The 19302-nt window shown below is 70.7% G+C and carries 25 protein-coding genes; 17 read left to right on the top strand and 8 right to left on the bottom strand.

Going from position 1 to position 19302, the window contains the following annotated elements:
- The first annotated feature begins 98 nt into the window (after positions 1-98).
- Complete coding sequence (locus AB0M51_RS25920) at positions 99-521, top strand: MarR family transcriptional regulator (RefSeq protein ID WP_344187082.1); 423 nt, start codon at positions 99-101, stop codon at positions 519-521.
- 102 nt (positions 522-623) lie between these two features.
- Positions 624-1058: a DUF6069 family protein gene (locus AB0M51_RS25915; protein ID WP_344187080.1), complete on the top strand. Its 435-nt coding sequence runs from the start codon at positions 624-626 to the stop codon at positions 1056-1058.
- Here AB0M51_RS25915 and AB0M51_RS25910 read toward each other — a convergent pair.
- Entirely contained in the window at positions 1019-2182 is a 1164-nt protein-coding gene (locus AB0M51_RS25910; RefSeq protein WP_344187078.1) for a globin domain-containing protein, read from the bottom strand. The genes AB0M51_RS25915 and AB0M51_RS25910 overlap by 40 nt on opposite strands.
- 88 nt (positions 2183-2270) lie before the next feature.
- Complete coding sequence (locus AB0M51_RS25905; protein ID WP_344187076.1) at positions 2271-3092, bottom strand: PIG-L family deacetylase; 822 nt, start codon at positions 3090-3092, stop codon at positions 2271-2273.
- 81 nt (positions 3093-3173) lie between these two features.
- On the opposite strand from AB0M51_RS25905, the gene AB0M51_RS25900 reads away from it, so the two are divergent.
- From AB0M51_RS25900 to AB0M51_RS25860, 9 genes are all read left to right on the top strand, one after another.
- Positions 3174-4175 (top strand): lysylphosphatidylglycerol synthase transmembrane domain-containing protein, encoded by a 1002-nt coding sequence (locus AB0M51_RS25900; RefSeq protein WP_344187074.1) that lies wholly within the window; start codon positions 3174-3176, stop codon positions 4173-4175.
- Positions 4172-5239, top strand: a complete 1068-nt coding sequence (locus AB0M51_RS25895; RefSeq protein WP_344187072.1) for a glycosyltransferase family 4 protein — start codon at positions 4172-4174, stop codon at positions 5237-5239. The genes AB0M51_RS25900 and AB0M51_RS25895 overlap by 4 nt, the downstream gene beginning before the upstream one ends.
- Complete coding sequence (locus AB0M51_RS25890) at positions 5236-5979, top strand: FAD:protein FMN transferase (protein ID WP_344187070.1); 744 nt, start codon at positions 5236-5238, stop codon at positions 5977-5979. The genes AB0M51_RS25895 and AB0M51_RS25890 overlap by 4 nt, the downstream gene beginning before the upstream one ends.
- Positions 5976-6635, top strand: coding sequence for a response regulator transcription factor (locus AB0M51_RS25885; protein ID WP_344187068.1), 660 nt, complete (start codon positions 5976-5978; stop codon positions 6633-6635). Before AB0M51_RS25890 ends, AB0M51_RS25885 begins: the two co-directional genes overlap by 4 nt.
- Entirely contained in the window at positions 6632-7852 is a 1221-nt protein-coding gene (locus tag AB0M51_RS25880; protein ID WP_344187066.1) for a HAMP domain-containing sensor histidine kinase, read from the top strand. Before AB0M51_RS25885 ends, AB0M51_RS25880 begins: the two co-directional genes overlap by 4 nt.
- Before the next feature lie 24 nt (positions 7853-7876).
- A complete protein-coding gene (locus tag AB0M51_RS25875; RefSeq protein WP_344187064.1) occupies positions 7877-9298 on the top strand; it encodes a ferredoxin reductase family protein in 1422 nt (473 codons plus the stop codon).
- A 334-nt stretch (positions 9299-9632) separates the two neighbouring features.
- Positions 9633-9896: an FMN-binding protein gene (locus AB0M51_RS25870; RefSeq protein WP_344187062.1), complete on the top strand. Its 264-nt coding sequence runs from the start codon at positions 9633-9635 to the stop codon at positions 9894-9896.
- On the top strand, positions 9893-10339 hold the full coding sequence (locus AB0M51_RS25865; protein ID WP_344187060.1) for an FMN-binding protein: 447 nt from the start codon (positions 9893-9895) through the stop codon (positions 10337-10339). Before AB0M51_RS25870 ends, AB0M51_RS25865 begins: the two co-directional genes overlap by 4 nt.
- A gap of 111 nt (positions 10340-10450) precedes the next feature.
- Positions 10451-10915, top strand: coding sequence for a hypothetical protein (locus AB0M51_RS25860; RefSeq protein WP_344187058.1), 465 nt, complete (start codon positions 10451-10453; stop codon positions 10913-10915).
- On the opposite strand, the gene AB0M51_RS25855 is transcribed toward AB0M51_RS25860, so the two are convergent.
- Positions 10912-11511 carry a zinc-binding dehydrogenase gene (locus tag AB0M51_RS25855; RefSeq protein ID WP_344187056.1) on the bottom strand — a complete coding sequence of 200 codons (600 nt, stop codon included), beginning with the start codon at positions 11509-11511 and terminating at the stop codon, positions 10912-10914. The genes AB0M51_RS25860 and AB0M51_RS25855 overlap by 4 nt on opposite strands.
- Positions 11508-11804 (bottom strand): alcohol dehydrogenase catalytic domain-containing protein, encoded by a 297-nt coding sequence (locus AB0M51_RS25850; protein ID WP_363750773.1) that lies wholly within the window; start codon positions 11802-11804, stop codon positions 11508-11510. Before AB0M51_RS25850 ends, AB0M51_RS25855 begins: the two co-directional genes overlap by 4 nt.
- A 33-nt stretch (positions 11805-11837) precedes the next feature.
- Between AB0M51_RS25850 and AB0M51_RS25845 the strand changes: the two genes are divergently transcribed.
- Positions 11838-12095 carry a hypothetical protein gene (locus tag AB0M51_RS25845; RefSeq protein WP_363750771.1) on the top strand — a complete coding sequence of 86 codons (258 nt, stop codon included), beginning with the start codon at positions 11838-11840 and terminating at the stop codon, positions 12093-12095.
- A 52-nt stretch (positions 12096-12147) separates the two neighbouring features.
- Here the strand turns inward: AB0M51_RS25845 and AB0M51_RS25840 are convergent, their stop codons facing one another.
- From AB0M51_RS25840 to AB0M51_RS25825, 4 genes are all read right to left on the bottom strand, one after another.
- Positions 12148-12360, bottom strand: a complete 213-nt coding sequence (locus AB0M51_RS25840; RefSeq protein WP_344187052.1) for an antitoxin — start codon at positions 12358-12360, stop codon at positions 12148-12150.
- Positions 12361-12374: 14 nt separating this feature from the next.
- Entirely contained in the window at positions 12375-12797 is a 423-nt protein-coding gene (locus AB0M51_RS25835) for a hypothetical protein (protein WP_344187050.1), read from the bottom strand.
- A gap of 210 nt (positions 12798-13007) precedes the next feature.
- Positions 13008-13394 carry a metalloregulator ArsR/SmtB family transcription factor gene (locus AB0M51_RS25830; protein WP_344187048.1) on the bottom strand — a complete coding sequence of 129 codons (387 nt, stop codon included), beginning with the start codon at positions 13392-13394 and terminating at the stop codon, positions 13008-13010.
- The gene (locus AB0M51_RS25825; RefSeq protein ID WP_344187046.1) at positions 13391-13984 is read right to left on the bottom strand and encodes a sigma-70 family RNA polymerase sigma factor; all 594 of its coding nucleotides are present in this window, start codon (positions 13982-13984) and stop codon (positions 13391-13393) included. The genes AB0M51_RS25830 and AB0M51_RS25825 overlap by 4 nt, the downstream gene beginning before the upstream one ends.
- A 246-nt stretch (positions 13985-14230) precedes the next feature.
- Here AB0M51_RS25825 and AB0M51_RS25820 point away from each other — a divergent pair, with 246 nt between their 5' ends.
- The 5 genes from AB0M51_RS25820 (at position 14231) to AB0M51_RS25800 (ending at position 19298) form a co-directional block, all read left to right on the top strand.
- Positions 14231-15190, top strand: a complete 960-nt coding sequence (locus tag AB0M51_RS25820) for a helix-turn-helix domain-containing protein (RefSeq protein WP_344187044.1) — start codon at positions 14231-14233, stop codon at positions 15188-15190.
- A gap of 97 nt (positions 15191-15287) precedes the next feature.
- On the top strand, positions 15288-15797 hold the full coding sequence (locus tag AB0M51_RS25815) for a DUF2505 domain-containing protein (RefSeq protein WP_344187042.1): 510 nt from the start codon (positions 15288-15290) through the stop codon (positions 15795-15797).
- A gap of 89 nt (positions 15798-15886) precedes the next feature.
- Positions 15887-16360: an oxidoreductase gene (locus tag AB0M51_RS25810; protein ID WP_344187040.1), complete on the top strand. Its 474-nt coding sequence runs from the start codon at positions 15887-15889 to the stop codon at positions 16358-16360.
- Positions 16357-18372 carry a proton-conducting transporter membrane subunit gene (locus AB0M51_RS25805; protein WP_344187038.1) on the top strand — a complete coding sequence of 672 codons (2016 nt, stop codon included), beginning with the start codon at positions 16357-16359 and terminating at the stop codon, positions 18370-18372. The genes AB0M51_RS25810 and AB0M51_RS25805 overlap by 4 nt, the downstream gene beginning before the upstream one ends.
- On the top strand, positions 18369-19298 hold the full coding sequence (locus AB0M51_RS25800; RefSeq protein ID WP_344187036.1) for an NADH-quinone oxidoreductase subunit H: 930 nt from the start codon (positions 18369-18371) through the stop codon (positions 19296-19298). Before AB0M51_RS25805 ends, AB0M51_RS25800 begins: the two co-directional genes overlap by 4 nt.
- The last annotated feature ends 4 nt before the right edge of the window (positions 19299-19302 follow it).

The raw sequence follows: 19302 nt of genomic DNA, 5'->3' as shown, positions 1-19302 counted from the left end.
ACCCCCGCCTCCGTCGTACCGGATTGGAATCCGGACCGGCCCGAAAAGTTGCCGCTATCGTTGGGCATCTTCCGCGGTCTTTCAGAAGGGTTGCGACAGTGGCGAAAGCACTGGCGGCCGGGCCGGCCCTGATCAGGGTGTCGACGGCGGTCACCGAGCAGTACGAGCGGATCAGTTCGGAGCTCGGGCTGACCATGCAGCAGGCACGGTTGCTGTTCGTCCTGCACCGGCAGCCGACGAACATGCTCGGCCTCGGTGCGGAGCTGCGGCTGACCAAGTCGACGATGACCGGCGTGGTGGCCCGGATGGAGACCGCCGGCCTGGTCGCCCGGGTGCCGGACGCGACCGACCGGCGGAACTTCGTCGTCACCCCGACCGAGCGCGGCGCCGAGGTCGCGGAGGAGTTCGAGCGCCGGCTGCGCACCGAGGTACGCCGGATGCTGCAGGTGCTCGAGCCCGCCGAACGGGACACCCTCGGCCTGCTGCTGACCGCGGTGATCGCCGGCCACGAAGGCAGGTAGTACGAGTTTCGGACTGATTTGGCCGAATCCCTGGTGTTTCGCCCGGGCTCTGGCCTACTCTCAAATTGGTACGAGAGTCGTACTGATTCTGGAGGTGGCCCGATGGCTTCGATCGATGTCCAGCAGCAGCCGGTGGCGGTCGGTCGCCGCCGGTACGCCGTCCTGTTCGGCGCCGCGGTGGTGGCGGCCGGACTCAACTACCTGGTCGCGCGCGGCGCCGTCGCGCTCGGGGCGAACGCCGGCTTCGCGCCGCTGACCGCGCCGGTCTTCGTCCCGCTGACGCTGCTCGGCACCGCGGCCGGGTACGCCGGCTGGACGCTCGTCCGCCGCCGGTCCGCGGCCGCGCTCAAGGTCGTGGTGCCGCTGGTACTCGTGCTGTCGATGATCCCGGACCTGTTGCTGCTGGCCACCAAGTTCATCCCGGACGCCTCCGGCACGGCCGTCGCGGGCCTGATGCTGATGCACCTGGTCGTGACGGCCGTCGCCGTACCGGCGTATCAGTTCACCAGCCAGGTGTCCGGCCCGAAGACCTCGTAGTGCACGTCCGCCGCGGCGACGCCGGCCTCGAGCAGTTGCGTGCGGACCGACTGCATGAACTCGAACGGCCCGCAGAGGAACGCCGTCGTCCCGGCCGCGATCGGCAGCCCGTCCAGCTCGACGAACCCGGTGCGCTCGGCCGGCCAGTCCGCGGGCGCCTCTTCGTACCAGACCTGGATGTCCAGCCCGGGCAGGTCATTGCTGAGGGCCTCGAGTTCGGCGCGGAACGCGTGCGCGCCGGCGGTCTGCTCGCCGTGCAGCACGGTGACCGGGCGGGCGGCGTCGGTGGCGGCGAGGTGCCGGAGCAGGCTCAGCATGGGCGTGATGCCGATCCCGGCCGACGCGAGCACGAGCGGCGCGTCCCCCTCCGGCAACGTCACCGTCCCGAACGGCGCGCTCACTCGCAATGTGTCGCCCACCGCGACCTCCTCGTGCAGGTACGCCGACACCTCGCCGCCGGTACGCCGTACCGCGAAGGAGTAGGTCGCGCTCCCGGGACCGTCGAGCAGGCTGTACTGGCGGATCTGCTGTGCACCGTCCGGCAGCGGCACCTGGACCGACACGTACTGCCCGGGGAGGTAGGACGGGACGGGCGGGCCGACGGTGAACACCACGGTGTCCGCGGTGGCGTCCCGCCGTTCGAGGACCGGGAGTTGGCGCCAGACGTCCTGCTTTTTGATCGCGGCCGCGGCGTACAGATCGGTCTCGAGGGCGATCAGCGCGTTGGCCATCAGCCAGTACACCTCGGTCCACGCTTCGGCGACCTCGGGCGTGACGGCCTCCCCGAGGACCTCCGCGATCGCACCGAACAGGTGGTCGTACACGACGGGGTACAGCTCGGGCGCGACCCCGAGCGAGGCGTGCTTGTGCGCGATCCGGGCCAGCATTCGCGTCGGTGGTACGACGGGATCGGCGAGCAGCGCGGTCGCGAACCGGGCGATCGATCCGGCGAGCGCCTGCGGCTGGTCGCCGTTCGCCTGGTTGCCGCGGTTGAACAGGTCGGTCAGCAGCGCGGGATGCGCGGCGAACAACCGGCCGTAGAAGTTCGTCGTGATTTCCCCGACAGCGGCTCCGACGGCCGGCAGGGTCGCGGCCACGGTGGTACGGGATTTCGGCGTCAGCATGAGCCCTCCTCGAGCGTCGTCTGCCTGACGCTAGGGACGGCATGTTTCACCGACGGTCAACCGGCGTGAACCAGGTGTGACCGCTTGCTCACACCACCGGACGCTGCCTGAGAGTGGCGAACAGGTCGTCGAGTGGTGCGCCGGGGGTGCGGCCGTGCTCGACGTACCACTCGCGGCCGAGCATCGACCGGAACAGCCAGCGCGGCAGCTTGAGCAGCAGGCCGAGCGTGCGGGCTCCTTCGTCGGCGCTCGCCTGGCTCGCGTGGGCCTCGAACGACGCCCGCTTCTGCGGTACGTAACGCCGTACGTCGACCCGGTGCGTGATCGCGGCGCTGGGGGAGTAGGCGTGGTCGTACGCCGCAGTCGACACCGCCGGCAGTACGCCGGGGAGCGCTGTCACGATCCGGATCAGCCGGCGGATCAGCCGCCGGTCGATCGTTGCCTCGAGCACCAACGGGGTGCCGGCCCGCTCGGCGGCGTACGTGCCGGCCGTGTAGACCTGCCGGTGGTCCGGATGCCCGTAGCCGCCGGCCGGGTCGTAGATCGTCAGCGCGTCGGCCTGCTCCTCCCGGAGCAACTCGATCAACGGCTGTGCGGCCTCCGCCGTGGGCAGCGTGCTGAAGCCGCCGTCCGTGGGCGGCCCCGACGATCCGGAGTCCTTGAAGCCGAACCGGACCACTCGCGCACAGCCGAGCGCGGCCGCCGACCGGTCCAGTTCGTCGCGCCGGAACGCCGCCAGCCCCGGGCCTGAGCGGTACGGCGAAGCGGCCGCCCCCGCCTCGCCGTCCGTGGCGACCGCGAGGACGACGCGATGCCCCTCCGCGGCGAGCCGCGCCAGGGTGCCGCCCATCAGCAGGGCCTCGTCGTCCGGGTGCGCGTGGAATGCCACCAGGGTGTACGGCCCGGCCATGCTGCGAGCATGGCATGCCGTACGCCCCCGGGCCAGTTGCTCTCAGCACCCTCTCAGCACCGGCGCGACAGGCTGGTGTCGATGAACGAGCGAGAACGGCTTGCGGGTTGGCGACGGCGGCTGCTGACGTCCGTCCTGAGTGCGTTGGTAACGGGGGCCCTTGTGGTGTTCCTGCCACGAGCGGTCGGGTCGACCTGGCGCGAGGTCGGCGACGTACTCGCGCGGGTGTCGGTCGGATCGCTGATCCTGCTCGCTGTTGTGTGGATTGCCGGCTTGTGGGCACATTCGTTCGTCCTGGCCGCGTCCCTGCCTGGACTGACGAAACGCCGCGCACTGACGCTGAGCCTCACCGGCAGCGCGGTGGCAAACGTTCTCCCGCTCGGTGGCGCCGTCGGTACGGCGCTGAACTTCACGATGGTGCGCCGCTGGGGTTTCACCCGGCGGGCGTTCGGCGGCTTCCTGACCGTGACGACGCTGCTGAACGTGGTGTCCAAGCTCGGGGTGATCGCGATCGCGCTCGGCCTGGTGCCGGTCCTGCACAGCGCGGCGGCGTTCGGCCCCAGCAGCCTGCTCTTCCTGCCGGTGCCGGTCGGCGTCCTGCTGGGCGTCTGGATCCTGGCCGACGAGCGGGTCGCCAAGACCATCGGCCGCCGGCTGGACAAGGTGTTCCGGCGTTCGCGTCTCGAGGAACGGCTTCCCCGGTTCCGGCGGACGACGCTGCAGCTGATGCGCACCGGCTGGCGGCCGATGACAGGCGGGATGGTCGCCTACCTCGCTCTGCAGCTGGCGCTGCTGTGGCTGTGCTTCCAGGTGCTGCACGTACCCCTCGGCCTGGCGGTGCTGTTCACGGCGCTGGCGGTGGAGCGGCTGCTGACACTGGTGGCCATCACGCCGGGCAGCGCGGGCGTCGTCGAGATCGGTACGTCGGCCGCGCTGGTCGCGCTCGGCGGCGACCCCGCGGGTGTGGCCGCGGGGTTGCTGCTGTTCCGCGGGTTCACGTTCCTGATGGAGATCCCGGTGGGCGGTGTGATGCTGGCGATCTGGACCTCCTTGCAGCGCAGGACGCAGGTGATGGCGGCATGAGGATCGCGCTGGTCAGCGACGTCTACCTGCCGCGGCTCGGTGGTATCGAGCTGCAGGTGCACGACCTCGCCGTGCACCTGATCCGGGCCGGTCACGAGGTCACGGTCTACACGCTCCAGGAGGGGCAGGGGGCCGGCGTACCGGTGGTGCGGCTGCCCTCGATGGCCGGCGTGCCGCTGCCGGTGTCGGTCGATCGGCTGCGGTCCGAGCTGCCGTCGTTCGACATCGTGCACGCGCACTCGTCGATCGTCTCGCCGCTCGCCTGGCGGGCGGCCCGCCTCGCGCGGTCCGCGATCGTCACCGTGCATTCGTTGCCCGGTCCAACGATGCCGTGGCCGCTGGCACAGCTCGACCGGTACATGGGGAAGGTTGGGTGGACCGCCGTCAGCGCGGCGGTCGCGCACGTGATCCGGCGGGCGCTGCCGGGGCGCACGGTCGACGTACTGCACAACGGCGTCGACCCGTCCGCGTGGCGACCCGCGCGGCGCGGGCCGCACCCGTTGACGATCGTGAGCACGATGCGGCTGGCCCGCCGGAAAAGACCGCTCGCGTTGCTGGACACGCTGGCGGCGATCCGCGAGCTCGTCCCGTCGACCGTCCCGCTGCGCGGCGTGATCGCCGGCGCCGGGCCGCGTGAGCGGGCGTTGGACGCCCGGCGGCGGGACTTCGCGCCGTGGGTGGAGCTTCCCGGACGGTTGACGCGGTACGAGCTGCGGCAGCTGTACGCGTCCGCCGACGTGTACCTGGCTCCTGCGGAGCTGGAGTCGTTCGGGGTGGCGGCCCTCGAGGCCCGGTGTGCGGGGCTGCCGGTGGTCGCGATGTCGACCGGCGGCGTCGGCGAGTTCGTCCGGAACGGCATCGAGGGGTACCTCGTCGACACCGACAGCGAGATGGCCCGGACCACGGCGGCGCTGCTGACGAGTCCCGCCGTACTGCATCGGCTGCAGCAGTACAACCGGCACACGCTGCCGAGCATGACCTGGGAGCGGGTGATCGCCCAGCATGTCGCGGCGTACCAGGCTCAGCTTGTTCTCAGGGAAGGCTCTCTAGCCTCGGCATCATGAGGCGGAGCTGGGTCGAGCAGGTGATGGGGATGCCCATCAGTGTGCTGGCCCGGGGCGAGGACGCCGGGTCCGCCGCGGCGGAGGCCGCGGTCAAGGAGCTGTACGCCGAACTGGTCGAGGTCGACCGGGTGTTCTCGCCGTACCGGCCGGACAGCGACGTGAGCCGGCTGGGGCGCGGCGAGGCCGGGTGGGACGAGGTTTCCGCCGAGGTTCGCGACGTCGCGGAGCGGTGTGCCGCGGCGCGGGAGCTGACCGGCGGGCTGTTCGACGCCGACCTGCCGGACGGCGGGTGGGACCCGTCGGGACTGGTGAAGGGCTGGGCGGTCGAGCGCGCCGGAGACCGGTTGCGCGCGGTGGACGGTGTCGACTGGTGCCTGAACGCGGGCGGAGACGTCCTCGTCGTCTGCCCGAGCGCGGAGCCGTTCACGATCGGGATCCAGGACCCGCACGATCCCGGCCGGGTGGTCGCGAGTCTGGCGCGGACCGGGGGAGCAGTGGCGACCAGTGGTACGGCGGCCCGCGGCGAGCACCTGTACGACCCGCGGACCGGGCGCACGGTCGAGACCCGCTGGCTGTCGGTGTCGGTCAGCGGGCCGTCCCTCGAGTACGCCGACATCCTGGCGACCGCGGCGTTCGTGGCCGGCGAGGGCTGGCCGGCAGTGCTGGTGCCCGGGTACGAAGGACTCGGGGTGCTTGCCGACGGCAACATGCACGCCACGGCCGGCTGGGGAGCCGGGTGAACGGGCGGATCCTGCTGATCGAGGACGACGCGGACCTCGCCGCCCTCCTCGCCCGCGTGCTGACCGACGAGGGGTACACCGTGAAGCGGGCGGCGGACGGGCACACCGGGCTGCACGTCGCGCTGACCCGCCCGTTCGACGCGATGATCGTCGACCGCGGACTTCCGGCCGTCGAAGGACTCGACCTGATCGCCCGGCTCCGCAACCGCGGCATCGGTACGCCGGTGCTGGTCCTGTCGGCCAGGAGCAGCACCGAGGACCGCGTTGAGGGCCTCGACGCGGGCGCGGAGGACTACCTCACCAAGCCGTTCGAGTTGACCGAGTTGCTGGCCCGCGTCCGCGCGTTGCTACGGCGGCACCTCGACCATGCGGTGCAACTCGCCGTACCGGGTGGTCTGCTCGATCTCTCGACCCGCACGGTGCAGCAGGCCGCCGGGGGCCGGGTGGAGCTCTCGGAGCGGGAGTCCGATCTGCTCGCGCTGCTGGCCGCGCGGCCCGGTGTCGTGTTCAGCCGCGCTGACCTGCTGGACCGAGTCTTCGACGATGCGGAGTCCGAGACGGTCGTCGACACCTATGTCCATTACTGCCGGCGGAAGCTCGGGCAGGGCGTGATCAGCACGGTGCGCGGGCTCGGCTACCGGCTGGGTGGTACGTGAGCGGCCGGGCGATCGGTGACGAGGTGCTGGTACGACGTGCCGCGCGGGGCGTCGCCGTCCAGGCCGCGGCCCTCGTCGCGCTGGCGATGCTGCTGCTGATCGTCCTGGTCACGGTCGTGATGATCCGCGGGCAGGCCGGTGCCGCGGACGATCTGCTGAGATCCGCGGTCGCCACCGCGGACGACGTCGGTGATCCGCCCGCCGGGGCCTGGCTGGTGATGGGCGACTCGGCGTCACCCGGGCTGCCGGCCGATCTGCGACCGGACCTGGTGGCGCTGCGAACCGAGGCAGGCGCCCGCATCCAGGTGACGACGGTCGAGGACGACGACGGTCAGTACCGGATCGCCACCGGGCTGGTGAAGGGGCGTCCGGTGCAGGCGGTGCTCGACCTCTCGTCACAGCAGAAGGAACGTACGCGGATGCTGCAGGCGATGGGCCTGGCCGCGGTGCTGGCGCTGGTGCTCGCCGGGTTGCTGGGCGTGCTGATCGGGCGGCGCGCCGTGCGGCCGTTGGCCGAGGCGTTGACGCTGCAGCGTGCGTTCGTGGCGAATGCCGGACACGAGCTGCGGACGCCGCTGACCTTGCTCAGCACCCGGGCGCAACTGCTCGGCCGGTCGCTGCATCGCGACGGTGCGAGCGAGCAGGTCCTGGACGATGCGGACGGGGTGGTCCGCGACACGCGGCGGTTGACCGACGTCGTCGACGATCTGCTCGCCGCCGCCGACCCGCGGCGCGCGCAGGAGCACGAGCCGGTCGACCTGGTCGAGCTCGCCCACGACGTCGCGGAGGCGGCGAGTGCCCATGCCCAGCAGGTCGGGGTGCGGGTCCGTTCGGCGACGGATCGTGACAGTGCGCCCGCGCTCGGTTCGCCGAGCGCGGTCCGGCGGGCGGCACTCGCGCTGGTGGACAATGCGATCGATCACACTCCGCGCGGCGGCGAGGTGCGGATCGGGGTCCGGAGGCAGCGCCGGGACGTGATCCTGTCGGTCAGCGACACCGGACCGGGGATCGGTCCGGAGGCGGCGCAGCGGGTGCTGCGGCGGTTCGACTCGGGCGGTCAGCGACGCGGGCGGGCGCACTACGGGCTCGGTCTGGCGCTGGCGCACGACGTCGCGAACCGGTTCGGCGGCCAGTTGCGGCTGGCGCCGAGTGAGGTCGGGGCGACGTTCGAGCTGGTGTTTCCGGCGTTGCGCGAGAACGGTCCAAGGAAGAGCTAAGAATCCCCGGGCATCGTCGGAGACATGACCTCCCGCGGAGCCGCATCGGCGATCAGCAGGCCGCGGATCCCGCATGTGCGCCGCCGGGCGCCGCGGACGCCCGGCTGGTGGCGGGACGCCGTCGGCATCGCCTGCTGGGCGAGCGTGCTCGCGGTTGTCGCGCTCTGGGTGTCGGGACGCGGGCTGCAGAGCTTGTTCAGCAACCCCGCGGACCTGATCACGTCCCTCGGCCGGCTGTCCGGTCTGGTGGCCGCCGACCTGCTGCTGGTGCAGGTGTTCCTGATGGCGCGGGTGCCGATGATCGAGCGGAGCTACGGGCAGGACGAACTCGCCCGGCGGCACCGGCTGGTCGGCTTCTGGTCGTTCAACCTGCTGCTCGTGCACATCGCGCTCATCCTCGTCGGCTACACGCTGCGGGACCACAACGACCTCCTGCACGAGACGTGGACCGTCGTCACGACGTACGGCGGGATGCTGCTGGCGACCGCGGCCGCGATCGCGCTGACCTTGGTCGTGGTCACCTCGATCCGCGCGGCGCGGAAGGTGTTGCGCTACGAGTCGTGGCACTTGCTGCACCTGTACGCGTACATCGGGGTCGGACTGTCGATACCGCACGAGATCTGGACCGGTGCGGATTTCACCACGTCCCGGCTCGCCCAGCTGTACTGGTGGACGGCGTACGGCGTGGCGGCCGGGGCGATCGTGCTCTACCGGGTGCTGTTGCCGGCCTGGCGGACGGTGCGGCACGGCCTCACGGTGCGCGAGGTGATTCAGGAAGCGCCTGGTGTCGTGACTGTTCTGATCGGCGGGCGTGGTCTGCACCGGATGCCGGTACGCGCCGGGCAGTACTTCGTGTTCCGCTTCCTCGACGGGCCCGGATGGTCGCGGGGCAACCCGTACTCGCTCTCGGCGTCGCCCGCGCCCGACAGGCTCCGCGTCACGGCGAAGGCCGCAGGGGACAGCAGCAGCCGGCTGGCCTGGCTGCGGCCGGGAACGCGGGTTGCGGTCGAGGGTCCGTACGGCCGGTTGACGGCCGAGCGACGGGTGACCGAACGGGTCGCGATGTTCGCCTGCGGCATCGGGATCACCCCGCTACGGGCACTGCTCGAGGAACTCGAGTACAAGCCGGGGGAAGCGGTCCTCGTGTACCGCGCGCACAGCGAAGAGGACCTCGTGTTCCGCGACGAGCTGGAGCAGTTGGCGCGGCGACGGGGGATCGCGGTGCACTACCTGCTGGGTCCGCGGTTGCGGCGTCGCCGGTCGTGGCTGCCGGACGGCGCGGCGTCCTGGTCGGACGAGTACGCCGTACGGCGGCTCGTGCCGGGCATCACGGAGTACGACGTGTACGTCTGCGGGCCGGACCCGTGGATGGACGCGGTCGCGGCGGCCGTCCTCAGGGTCGGACTGCCGGCGAATCAACTGCACCAGGAACGATTCTCGTGGTGAAGGGAGAGCGTGCGTGAGGCGCGGGATCAGGTTGCTGATGACGGTGGCGACGACGGCGGTGGTAGCGGTGGCGTTCCGCGCCAGCCTGCAACAACCGGCCACCTCCACCACAAGCGCGGCCGCGGTCGTGAACTCGGACCCAACGGTCCGCCCGACACACAGGACGGTACGGCCGAGGACAAAGCCGACTGCGCCGGCCAACACGCCGACGACGCCAACCAGAACGCCGTCTGCTCCAGCCAGAACCCCGTCCGCTCCAGCGAAGACGCCGTCCGCTCCGGCGAAGACGCCGGCCACTCCGGCTCAGAAGTCGGCGGTGGTCGACGGTGGTGTGGTGAACACGCAGTACGGTCCGGTGCAGGTGGAGGTCTCGGTCAGCGGCGGCAAGATCGTCAAGGCGCACACCCTGCAGCACCCGAGCGGCGACGGCCGGACCGACCAGATCAACAGCTACGCCGTACCGCAGCTCAACCAGGAGACGATGACAGCGCAGAACGCGAACATCGACACGGTCTCCGGCGCCACGTTCACCTCCGGCGGCTACCGCCAGTCGCTGCAGTCCGCCCTCGACGCCGCGCATCAAGCGGGCGCGCTGTGACGGCGCACGCCGAACGACTCCGCCGCAACCTCCTCGTCGGCGGCGGCACCGGCGTACTGCTCCTGCTGCTGTTCCTGTACCCGACCAGCACCAACCGCGTCGACCACCCGGCCGCACCGGCAGCCGCACCAGGAGTTGTCAGCTCCTCCACCGGGGACCTCACGGTGAACGGCACGTCGGAAGGCACGCGGTACGGTCCCGTCCAGGTTCGGATCACCGTCCGGTCGAGCAAGTTGGTCGCCGTCGAGGCTCTCGTCTACCCGTCGTCGGGCGGTCGCGACCGTGAGATCAGCTCGTACGCGCTGCCGCAGCTCAAGCAGGAGGCACTTGCTGCGCAGAGCTTCCATATCGACACGGTGTCGGGGGCAACGTTCACCTCTGACGGATACCGTCGCTCGCTGCAGTCCGCTCTGGATGCGGCGCATTTCCGGACTTCCGGCTGAGACCCACCGGAGTTCGCCGGCGGTTCGGCCCGTCGTGTGAAAGATGCCAGACCGGGGTGCTACCTGATAGACACGGGACCTGTACGTGTTGCAGACAGGGAAGCGGCTCCGATGGTGATGGCATGGCGGTTCGGCGCTGTCGGCGTCGACGCTGTCATGAGGGTGATCCAGGACCCGTCGCTGTTCGCGGAGTGGATGGCCGCCGTACCGCCGGAGGTGCGCGCCGGACCCGACTGGCCGAGGAAGGGCAGCGTCGTACAACGGTACGACGGCCGTGAACCACGCATGCGGCACGCGGAGAACCGGCACCTGACGGTCGCCCTGGTCGAACGCTGGCGCCCGGAGGACGAACTGGTCCTGCGGCTGCGCAGCGGTCTCGGTGGCTGGGTGCGGATCTGGATCAGGGTGCAGACCCGTCCCGGCGGGGCCCTGATCGAGGTTCATGCGGAGCCCGTCACCGCGACCGCCCGCCTGCGCTACACCGGCACGTCCCGCGGCCGCGCCGAGGAACGCTGCGCCCAGGTCGCCGAACGTCTGATCGAACTCGCGGGCAGGGAAGAACCCGAAGAAGACTAAGGCACCAGCACGATCCGCCCGAACACCTCGCCGGACTGCAGCTTCCGGTGCGCGACCACCGCCTCGTCCAGCGGAAGCTGCTCGTGGATCACGATCGGCAACCGCCCTTCCGCCGCGGCGGCGAACTGCTCGACGCGGGCGGTACGTCGGTCCGCGGGCGGTACGGTGTCCGCGCTGAACGTTGCGAACGACAACGACTTCCGGAAGTTCGCCATCAACGTCGTCCCGAGGTCCGCCGGCGGCGGCCCGGCGATTGCACCGACCGCGACGAGCCGCCCGTTCGGCCGTAGCATGCCGAGGAACGACGGCACCTGCGGACCGGCGACGACATCGATGATCACGTCGTACTCCGCCGGGCCGTCACCCACGCCGGAACGGTCCAGCACATGCGTCGCGCCCACCTTGCGCAACAGTTCGCCGCGTTCGGCCGACGAAGTTGTCACCGCCACCGCGGACGCGCCGCCCTGCGCGGCGAGCTGCACCGTGAGGATGCCGATACTGCCGGCCGCGCCGCGGACCAGGACGGACTCACCCGGACGGAAGCGCGCGTGGGCGAGCCCGAACTGCGCGACGATCCCGGAACCCCCCAGCGTCACCGAGCCCGCGGCGGAAAGCCCGGGCGGCAACGGTACGACGTCCTCGACCGCGGCGGTCGCTCCTCGGCGTATCCGCCGCCGAGGCCGGTGAACGCCCAGACCCGCTGCCCGACCCAGGACGCGTCCGTATCGGGGCCGACGGCAACCACCGTCCCGGCGACCTCCGACCCCGGTACCAGCCCCTCGCGGAATCCCCAGGCGGACAACGATCCGCTGCGGATCAGCGCGTCGACATCGCCGACGCCGATCGCCTCGACCGCGATCCGGACCTGGCCGGCACCCGGCTCGGGCACCGGCAGGTCGACGACGCCGAGGCCGGATTGACGGTGCCGATGCGGGACATCGCGCGCGGCGGGCGTCGGCCCGGCCACCCTGTACCGCCGGTACCCGACCAAGCAGGACCTGGCGACCGCGGCGTTCGCCGAACAGGAGCGAAGGCGCGTGGGCGGCTGCGCCGGGACTTCCAGCTGGCGGACCTGGTGATAGCGCATCGCGGGCTGCACGCGTCCTCGCCGGCCGCGCGGCTGGCGGCCTCGCGGCGGTTCGCGGCCCTGACCGTGCAGGCGTTCCAGGCACATGCCTGAGGCGGTCGTGGACCGTGTCCACGACCGCCTCTCAGCTGCTACGGGCTTGCGATCAGCCTTCGTTGTTCAGGTTGTTGACCTGGTCCTTCGCGACGTCAACGCCCTTGTCGATCTGGTCGCCGTACTTGCCGCCGGTCTTCTCGTCGACGAACTCGCCGGCCTTGTCCAGGCCCTGGCCGACCTGGTCCTCGTGACCGTCGATCAGGTCCGCGGCCTTGTCCTTCAGACCCTCGGCCGCGTCCTTGATGTTGTCGAAAACGCCCATGCTCTGTTCCCCGATCAGTTTCCGTAGTTGTTGTTGTCGTCGTTCGACGAGCCGTAGCCGCCGCCCGACTCCTGACCCTGGCTGAAGTCGCCACCGTCGTTCGAGTCGTTGCCCGAACCGTAGCCGCTGCCACCGTCGCGCGAGTCGTCACCGGAGTCGTTGCCGTAGCTGCTGCCGGAGTCGTTGCCCGAGTCGTTGCCGTAGCTGCTGCCCGACTCGTTGCCGGAGCGGTCCGAGTCGCCGCCCTGGTTGTAGTCGTTGCCGCCGTCGTTACGGTCGTTGCCGTACGAGTTCCCGCCGGATTCCCCTCCGCTGGAATCCTGGCCGAAGTCGTTGCCCTGGTCCCCGGATCCGTAGTTGTTGCCGGAGTCCTCCCGACCACCCTGCTCGCCGTACTGGCTGTCGTTGCGCTGGTCTTCGTCGTAAGGATTGCTCATGCGATATCTCCCCGTGAGATATGAGTTGTCGCCCGCCCGGAGCCGAACGCGTCGATCAAAGTCGCTCGGTACGACAGGGGCGGTCGTGAGCCGGATGGCACCCGCCCTTTCCTACCGGAACGTAGGAGGTGGCGCAAGCACTTCTGTCCCGTGTTTTGCGTGCCTTCACGAACCGGTCACCCGGATCCTCAGCCCGCACTCAGCGCACTCTCAGGCGGTACGCCGGGTTCGCCGTCCGGCGCGCGCGGTACGCCGGTCCTTCGTCGCGGCCAACGGCTCCTGCAGGTCCTGTAGCAGCTCGGCCTGTTCGGAGAGCATGCCTGTGAGGATCGACCGCGCCACCCGCAGCAGCTCCGCGACCTCCGGACTGGTCAGCGAGTAGATCACGGTCGACCCGTGCTTCCGGCTCGACACCAGCCCGGACCTGCGCAGTACGGCCAACTGCTGCGACAGGCTGGTCGGCTCGATGCCCACGTCGGTGAGGATCTCCGCCACCGAATGGTCCCGCTCGCTGAGCAGTTCGAGCACACGGATCCGTGCCGGATGGCCGAGCGTCTTGAAGAAGTCGGCCTTGACCCGATACAGCGGCGTACTCACCTCCCCAACAATAGTGGCGGCTCGAGATCCTTGAGTATTCGGCGCAGCCTGTTGGTGGCGCGGAACTGGAGTTGTTTGATCGCGCCGTCGGTGCGGTCCATCGCGGTCGCGGTCTCGTTGATCGACAGGCCGGTGAAGAACCGCAGCAGCAGGCACTCGCGCTGATCGTCCGGCAGCCGGCCGAGGGCGGCCCGTAGAGCTGCCTCGCCGACCGAGGCGAGCGCGGCCGCTTCCGGCCCGATCGCTTCGTCGACCTGCGGGTCGACCTCGTCGGTGACGATCGCCAGCCGGCTCCAGCCGGAGCGATGGTGGTCGATCACCACGTTCCTCGCGATCGTGACCAGCCAGGCCGCGAAGTTGAGGTGCGCCCGCGGCCGGCGGGCGATCGCGCGGAAGGCCCGCAGGAACGTCTCGCTGGTCAGGTCCTCGGCCGCGCTTCGCGACGAGGTCTTGCTGTAGGTGTACCGGTAGATCGACGGCAGGTACCGGTCGTAGAGCCGGCCGAAGGCCGCTCCGTCGCCCGCTTGCGCGAGCCGGACCAGTTCCTCTTCGTCGTCTTCGGTGTGGACGGTGGCGGTAGGTGCGGCCATGTGTATGGACATGTCTCGGTCACGCACCGCCCGGTGCGAATTCATCGATGTGCATGCGCTTCCCAAGCCCCGTTCTCAGTCAGCTACGCCGTGAACATCACGAAAAGATTACCGAAAGTCGCCCATTGTGTCACCACCCTTCCGCTGGGTATTCGCTTCGACCTGGTTCGAAGCGTTGGTGCTGACCCCGCGGACGGCGCACGATCAGGGTGCAGAGGTCGGTTCCGGAAGCCGGGGGAGAAGAGGATGGCGGTCGTCGAGGTGCGGTCGGCGCAGGTGCCCGACCTGTCGATGCTGTCGGTCACGCTGCAGTCGTTGCTCGGCGACGGCAAGGGGATCCCGCGGCACCTGCGGCTCCGCTTGCTCTCGGTGATGCACACGCCGGCCGGCCGGGCGGCACTCCGCCCGATGGTCAGCCAGCCGGGCCGGCGGCGGCAGATCCCGTCCGCGGTCGCGCCGCTGACACCGGTCGCGGACCTGCCGATCGACGTACAGGTCGACGCCCTCCGCTCGAATCACAACGACCAGTTGCGGGACAACTTGGTCGAGATCTACGGCGACCGCGTGCCGCAGGTGTGGCGGGCGGCCGCGGAGCAGCCGGCCCGCTGGTCGCGATCGCTCGGCGACGTACTCGCCGATGTCTGGGACGGCCCGGGGCGGGACGCCTGGTCCCGGTCGCGGCCGGCGCTCGACCGGGAGCGGCGGCGGCACGAGGACCTGGCGGCCCGCGGTGCCACGCACACGCTGCTGAACACACTCTCGCCACGGATCCGCTTCGAGTGCGGGACGTTCGTCCTGGACGGCCGGGTCCGGGTTCCGCTCCGGAAGCGGAAGGTCGTGCTGGCACCGATGATCTCGGCGCCGGACTCGATGGTGGTCGAGAACAGCGACCCGGTCGCGGTCGTGGTCGGCTACCCGCTGTCCGGTGCGCTGGCCGGCTGGACACCTGCCGGGCTGCCGGATCGTGAGTCCGCGGATCCGCTGGCGACGGTGATCGGCCAGGTCCGTGCCGACGTACTGCGGCTGCTCGTGCTGCCGTTGAGCATGAGCGCGCTGGCCGCCGAACTGAACTGTGCGCCGAGCACCGCGACGCACCACTGCAACACGCTCGCCGCGGCCGGTCTGGTGGAACGGGTCCGCCAGGGCAAGAGCATCCTGGTCCGCCGCACCACCCGCGGCGCGGGGCTGGTGGAGCTCTTCAGCTGACGCCCTTTGTTGCCTGAAGCAACTAGGGGCCGCCGGCCGCGGCCGGAAGCTGCAGTCGCAGTGACTCCGTGTGGCCGGTCGGTGCAAGATGGGGCGCATGGATCTGTCTCTCGCCACCACGTACGACGCCTCTCCGGAGGAAGTCTTCGCGATGATCACCGACGTCACGTTCCAGGAGCAGGTCTTCGAGCAACTGCGGGTGCAGTCGTACGGCGTGCAGGTGGGTGACGACGGTGACGACGTCGCGGTGCAGGTCCACTGGATGGTCTCCGAGGTGCCGGTCGTCGCGCGCCGGTTCGTCGGTCACAAGCTGGAGCTGGCGCAGTCCAAGCGCTGGCACCGCGCGGACGGCGACGGCGCCCGCGAGGCCGATGTGGACGGCGGCGTCACCGGCTCGGCCGGGGTGGCCGGCGCGACCGTGAAGGTCTCCGGTACGACGCGCATCCTGCCGATCGGGCGCGGCACCAGGCAGGCGTTCGACCTGCGCATCACGGCCTCGCTGCCGGTCGTCCGCGGCACCCTCGAGCAACTGGTGGCGGACGCGGTCCGGGCGCGGCTCGAGAACAAGTTCAAGGTCGCGTCCCGCTGGCTCTCAGGATCCCTCTGACCTCTCCGACGGTGCTCCGTTCGTTCATGAGTTGCAAACTTCTTCAATTCATGATCGCATGCATTGCGCACCACGTGGAGGGCTGTTGGTTGAGAGGTCTGTTACGCAAGATCCGGTCGACCGGCCGGGTCGCCGAGCCTGCGCCGGAGCGGGAGCCGGCTCAGGACCCCGCGTTACGCGGTTCCGTGCAGGTCCGGCACGTGGATGCCGGGTCGTGCAACGGCTGCGAGATCGAGATCGGGTCCGCCTTCGGCCCGGTGTACGACGGGGAGCGGTACGGCGCCCGGCTGGTCGCCTCGCCCCGGCACGCCGACGTACTGCTGGTGACCGGTCCGGTGACGCGGAACATGGCCGACCCGTTACGGAAGGCATACGACGCCACGCCGGCGCCGAAGCGGGTGGTCGCGGTCGGCGACTGCGCGCACGACTGCGGTGTGTTCAAGGGCGGGTACGGCGTCGAGGGCGCCGTCAGCGATGTGATCCCGGTGGACGTCGTCGTCCGCGGCTGCCCGCCCGAGCCACCGCAGATCATCGCAGCGCTGCGGGATCTGACCGGGCGATGACCATCGGTTTCGCGCTGCTCGGCCTCCTGATCGTCACCGGGCTCGGGGCGCTCGGAGGTGCTCTCCTCGGTGCACGTCCGCGGGCCGTCGTCGCGGGTGTGTCGACAACTGTCGCCGGTGCCCTCGGCGTGGTGGTCGGTGTGGCCGCACTGAACGGAGCGACGTACGGCGTCCGCGTCCAGGAGTTGTTGCCGTTGAGCGAGGCCTCGATCCGGGTGGACGCGCTGTCGGGCGTGTTCTGCGCGTTGATCGGCGGCGTCGCGGCCGTCGCCGGCCTGTACAGCATCGGCTACACGGACCACGCGGGCTCGCACGGTGCAGGTTCGCGGACGGCGCAGGCGTTGCTGCCGGTATTCGCCGCGGCGATGATCCTGGTGCCGGCCGCGGCAAACGTCACGACGTTCCTCGTCCTGTGGGAGCTGATGGCGCTCACCTCGCTCGCACTGGTCCTGGCCGAGCACCGCCTGCGTCCCGCCGTCCGCGAGGCAGGCGTCTGGTACGGCGCGATGACTCACGCCGGGCTCGTCCTGATCTTGCTCGGCCTCGTCCTGTTCGCGTCCAAGGCGGGCGGCGAGTCGTTCGACGCTCTCCGGGCGGCGCAGCTCTCGCCCACGACGAAGTCGGTCGTGTTCGTGCTGGTGTTCGTCGGCTTCGGCTCCAAGGCAGGTCTGGTGCCGCTGCACGTGTGGTTGCCGCGCGCGCATCCCGAGGCGCCCAGCCACGTCTCCGCGTTGATGTCGGCGGCGATGGTGAAGCTCGGGCTGTACGGCGTACTCCGGGTCGGGCTCGATCTGCTCGGCGGCGGTCCGCGCTGGTGGTGGCTGCTCGTCCTGACGGCCGGCGCGCTCTCGGCCGTGTACGGCGTACTGCAGGCCGGCGTCGCCACGGACCTGAAGCGGCTGCTCGGATACTCGACGACCGAGAACCTGGGACTGGTCATGCTCGCGGTCGGCGCCGGCGGCATGTTCGCGGCCGACGGCAACCGGACGCTCGCGAGTCTGCTGATCGCGGCCGGTGTACTGCACGCGGTGAACCACGCCGGCTTCAAGACGTTGCTGTTCTTTGGTGCCGGTTCGGTACTGCGGTCCACGGGCACGCGGGACCTCGACGCGCTCGGAGGGCTGGTGTCACGGATGCCCGTGACGACCGCGTTGTTCGGCGTCGGCGCACTCGCCGCCGCCGCGCTGCCGCCGGGGAACGGGTTCGTGTCCGAGTGGCTGCTCGTCCAGGGTCTGATCCACGGACTGCCCGGCGCCGACACGGTCGTGGCGGTCGCGATGCCGCTCGCCGTCGGCGTGGTGGCACTGACCGCGGGGCTCGGCGTGGCGACGTTCGTGAAGGCGTTCGGTGTCGGGTTCCTGGCCCGGCCGCGGACGACGAGGGCGGCGGATGCGCGCGAGGCGCCGGTCACGATGAAGGGCGCGATGATCGTGACCGCCGCTGCCTGCGCCGCGCTCGCGATCGTCCCGGCCGCGCTCGGGCCGGCGTTGACCGCCGTACTCGGCACGCTGCCCACCGCGCGCGACCAGGATCCGTTGCGCGGCGGCGTGACTCTGCGGCTGGCAGGGATCGAAGGGCAGATGTCGCCGCTGCTGATCCTGGTGGGCCTGCTCCTCGCCGCGTTGCTGGTGGCGCTACTGATCCGGCGCGGGTTGCCGCGTCGCAGGACGCTGGTCTGGGGGTGCGGCGGTACCCGCCTCGACCCGCGGATGGAGTACACGGCGACGTCGTTCGCGGAGCCGTTGACCCGGGTGTTCGACGACGTCCTGCGTCCGGAGTCGGACGTCGACGTGACGCATCACGCGGAGTCGCAGTACCTGATCCAGAGCGTGCAGTACCGGCAGCGGGTCGACGACCGGCTCGAGAACCTGCTGTACCCGCCGGTGCTCGCGGGCGGGATGCGCGCCGGGCGGCTCATCAGCCGGCTGCAGAACGGCAGCGTCCACCGGTACCTCGCGCTCGGTCTGCTCGGGCTGATCGTCGTACTCGTCGTCGTGGGGTTGGTGACATGAGCGCGGTGCTGCAGCTGCTGGTGCTGGTGGTACTGGCGCCGTACCTCGTGGGCCTGATGCGGCAGGTGCGTGCCTTGATGGAGGGACGGGCCGGTGCCGGGATCGGGCAGCCGTGGCGGGACCTGCGGAAGCTGTTCCGGAAGGAGCCGATCTCGCCGGACGGCTCCAGTTGGGTGTTCGTCGCGGCACCCGCCGTACTGGCCGCTACGACCTTGGTGATCGCGGCGGTCGCGCCGTTCGCCGCGACGGTGTCGCCGTTGGACGGGGTCGCGGACCTGTTCGCGGTCGTGGCGTTGCTGCTGCTCGGGACGGTCGCGCTGGCCCTGGCAGGATTGGACACCGGTACGGCGTTCGGCGGGATGGGCGCGAGTCGCGAGATCACCGTGGCGGCGTTGGCCGAGCCCACGATCCTGCTGGCCGGGTTCGCGTTGTCGGCGCGGGTCGGGTCGACGAACCTCGCAGCGATCGTTGAGCGGGGCAACCATTCGCCGGGGGACCTGCTGTCGCCCGCGACCCTGCTCGCCGCGGTCGCGCTCGCCGTCGTGGTGATCGCGGAGGCCGGTCGGCTGCCGGTCGACAACCCGTCGACGCACCTCGAGCTGACGATGATCCACGAGGCGATGGTGCTCGAGTACTCCGGGCGCGACCTCGCGCTGGTCGAGTTCGCGTCGGCGCTGCGGCTGACGGTGCTGCTCGGGCTCTGGGTGAACCTGTTCGTGCCGTGGGGGATCGCAACGTCGGAGGCGCCGTTGGCGTTGCTCGGCGGTGCGGCCGTGTTCGTCGTGAAGGTCGCGGTGGTCGGCGCGGTGCTGGCCGCGGGTGAGGTGTTCATGGCAAAGCTGCGGCTGTTCAGGGTGCCGGAGCTGCTCGCGGGATCGTTCCTGTTCGGTGTCCTGGCCGTGTCGTCCTCCTTCTTCCTGGCGTGATCGT

The organism is Kribbella sp. NPDC051137 (genome assembly GCF_040682535.1).
Lineage (GTDB): Bacteria > Actinomycetota > Actinomycetes > Propionibacteriales > Kribbellaceae > Kribbella > Kribbella karoonensis.
This window is presented reverse-complemented; position numbering and strand designations above follow the sequence as displayed.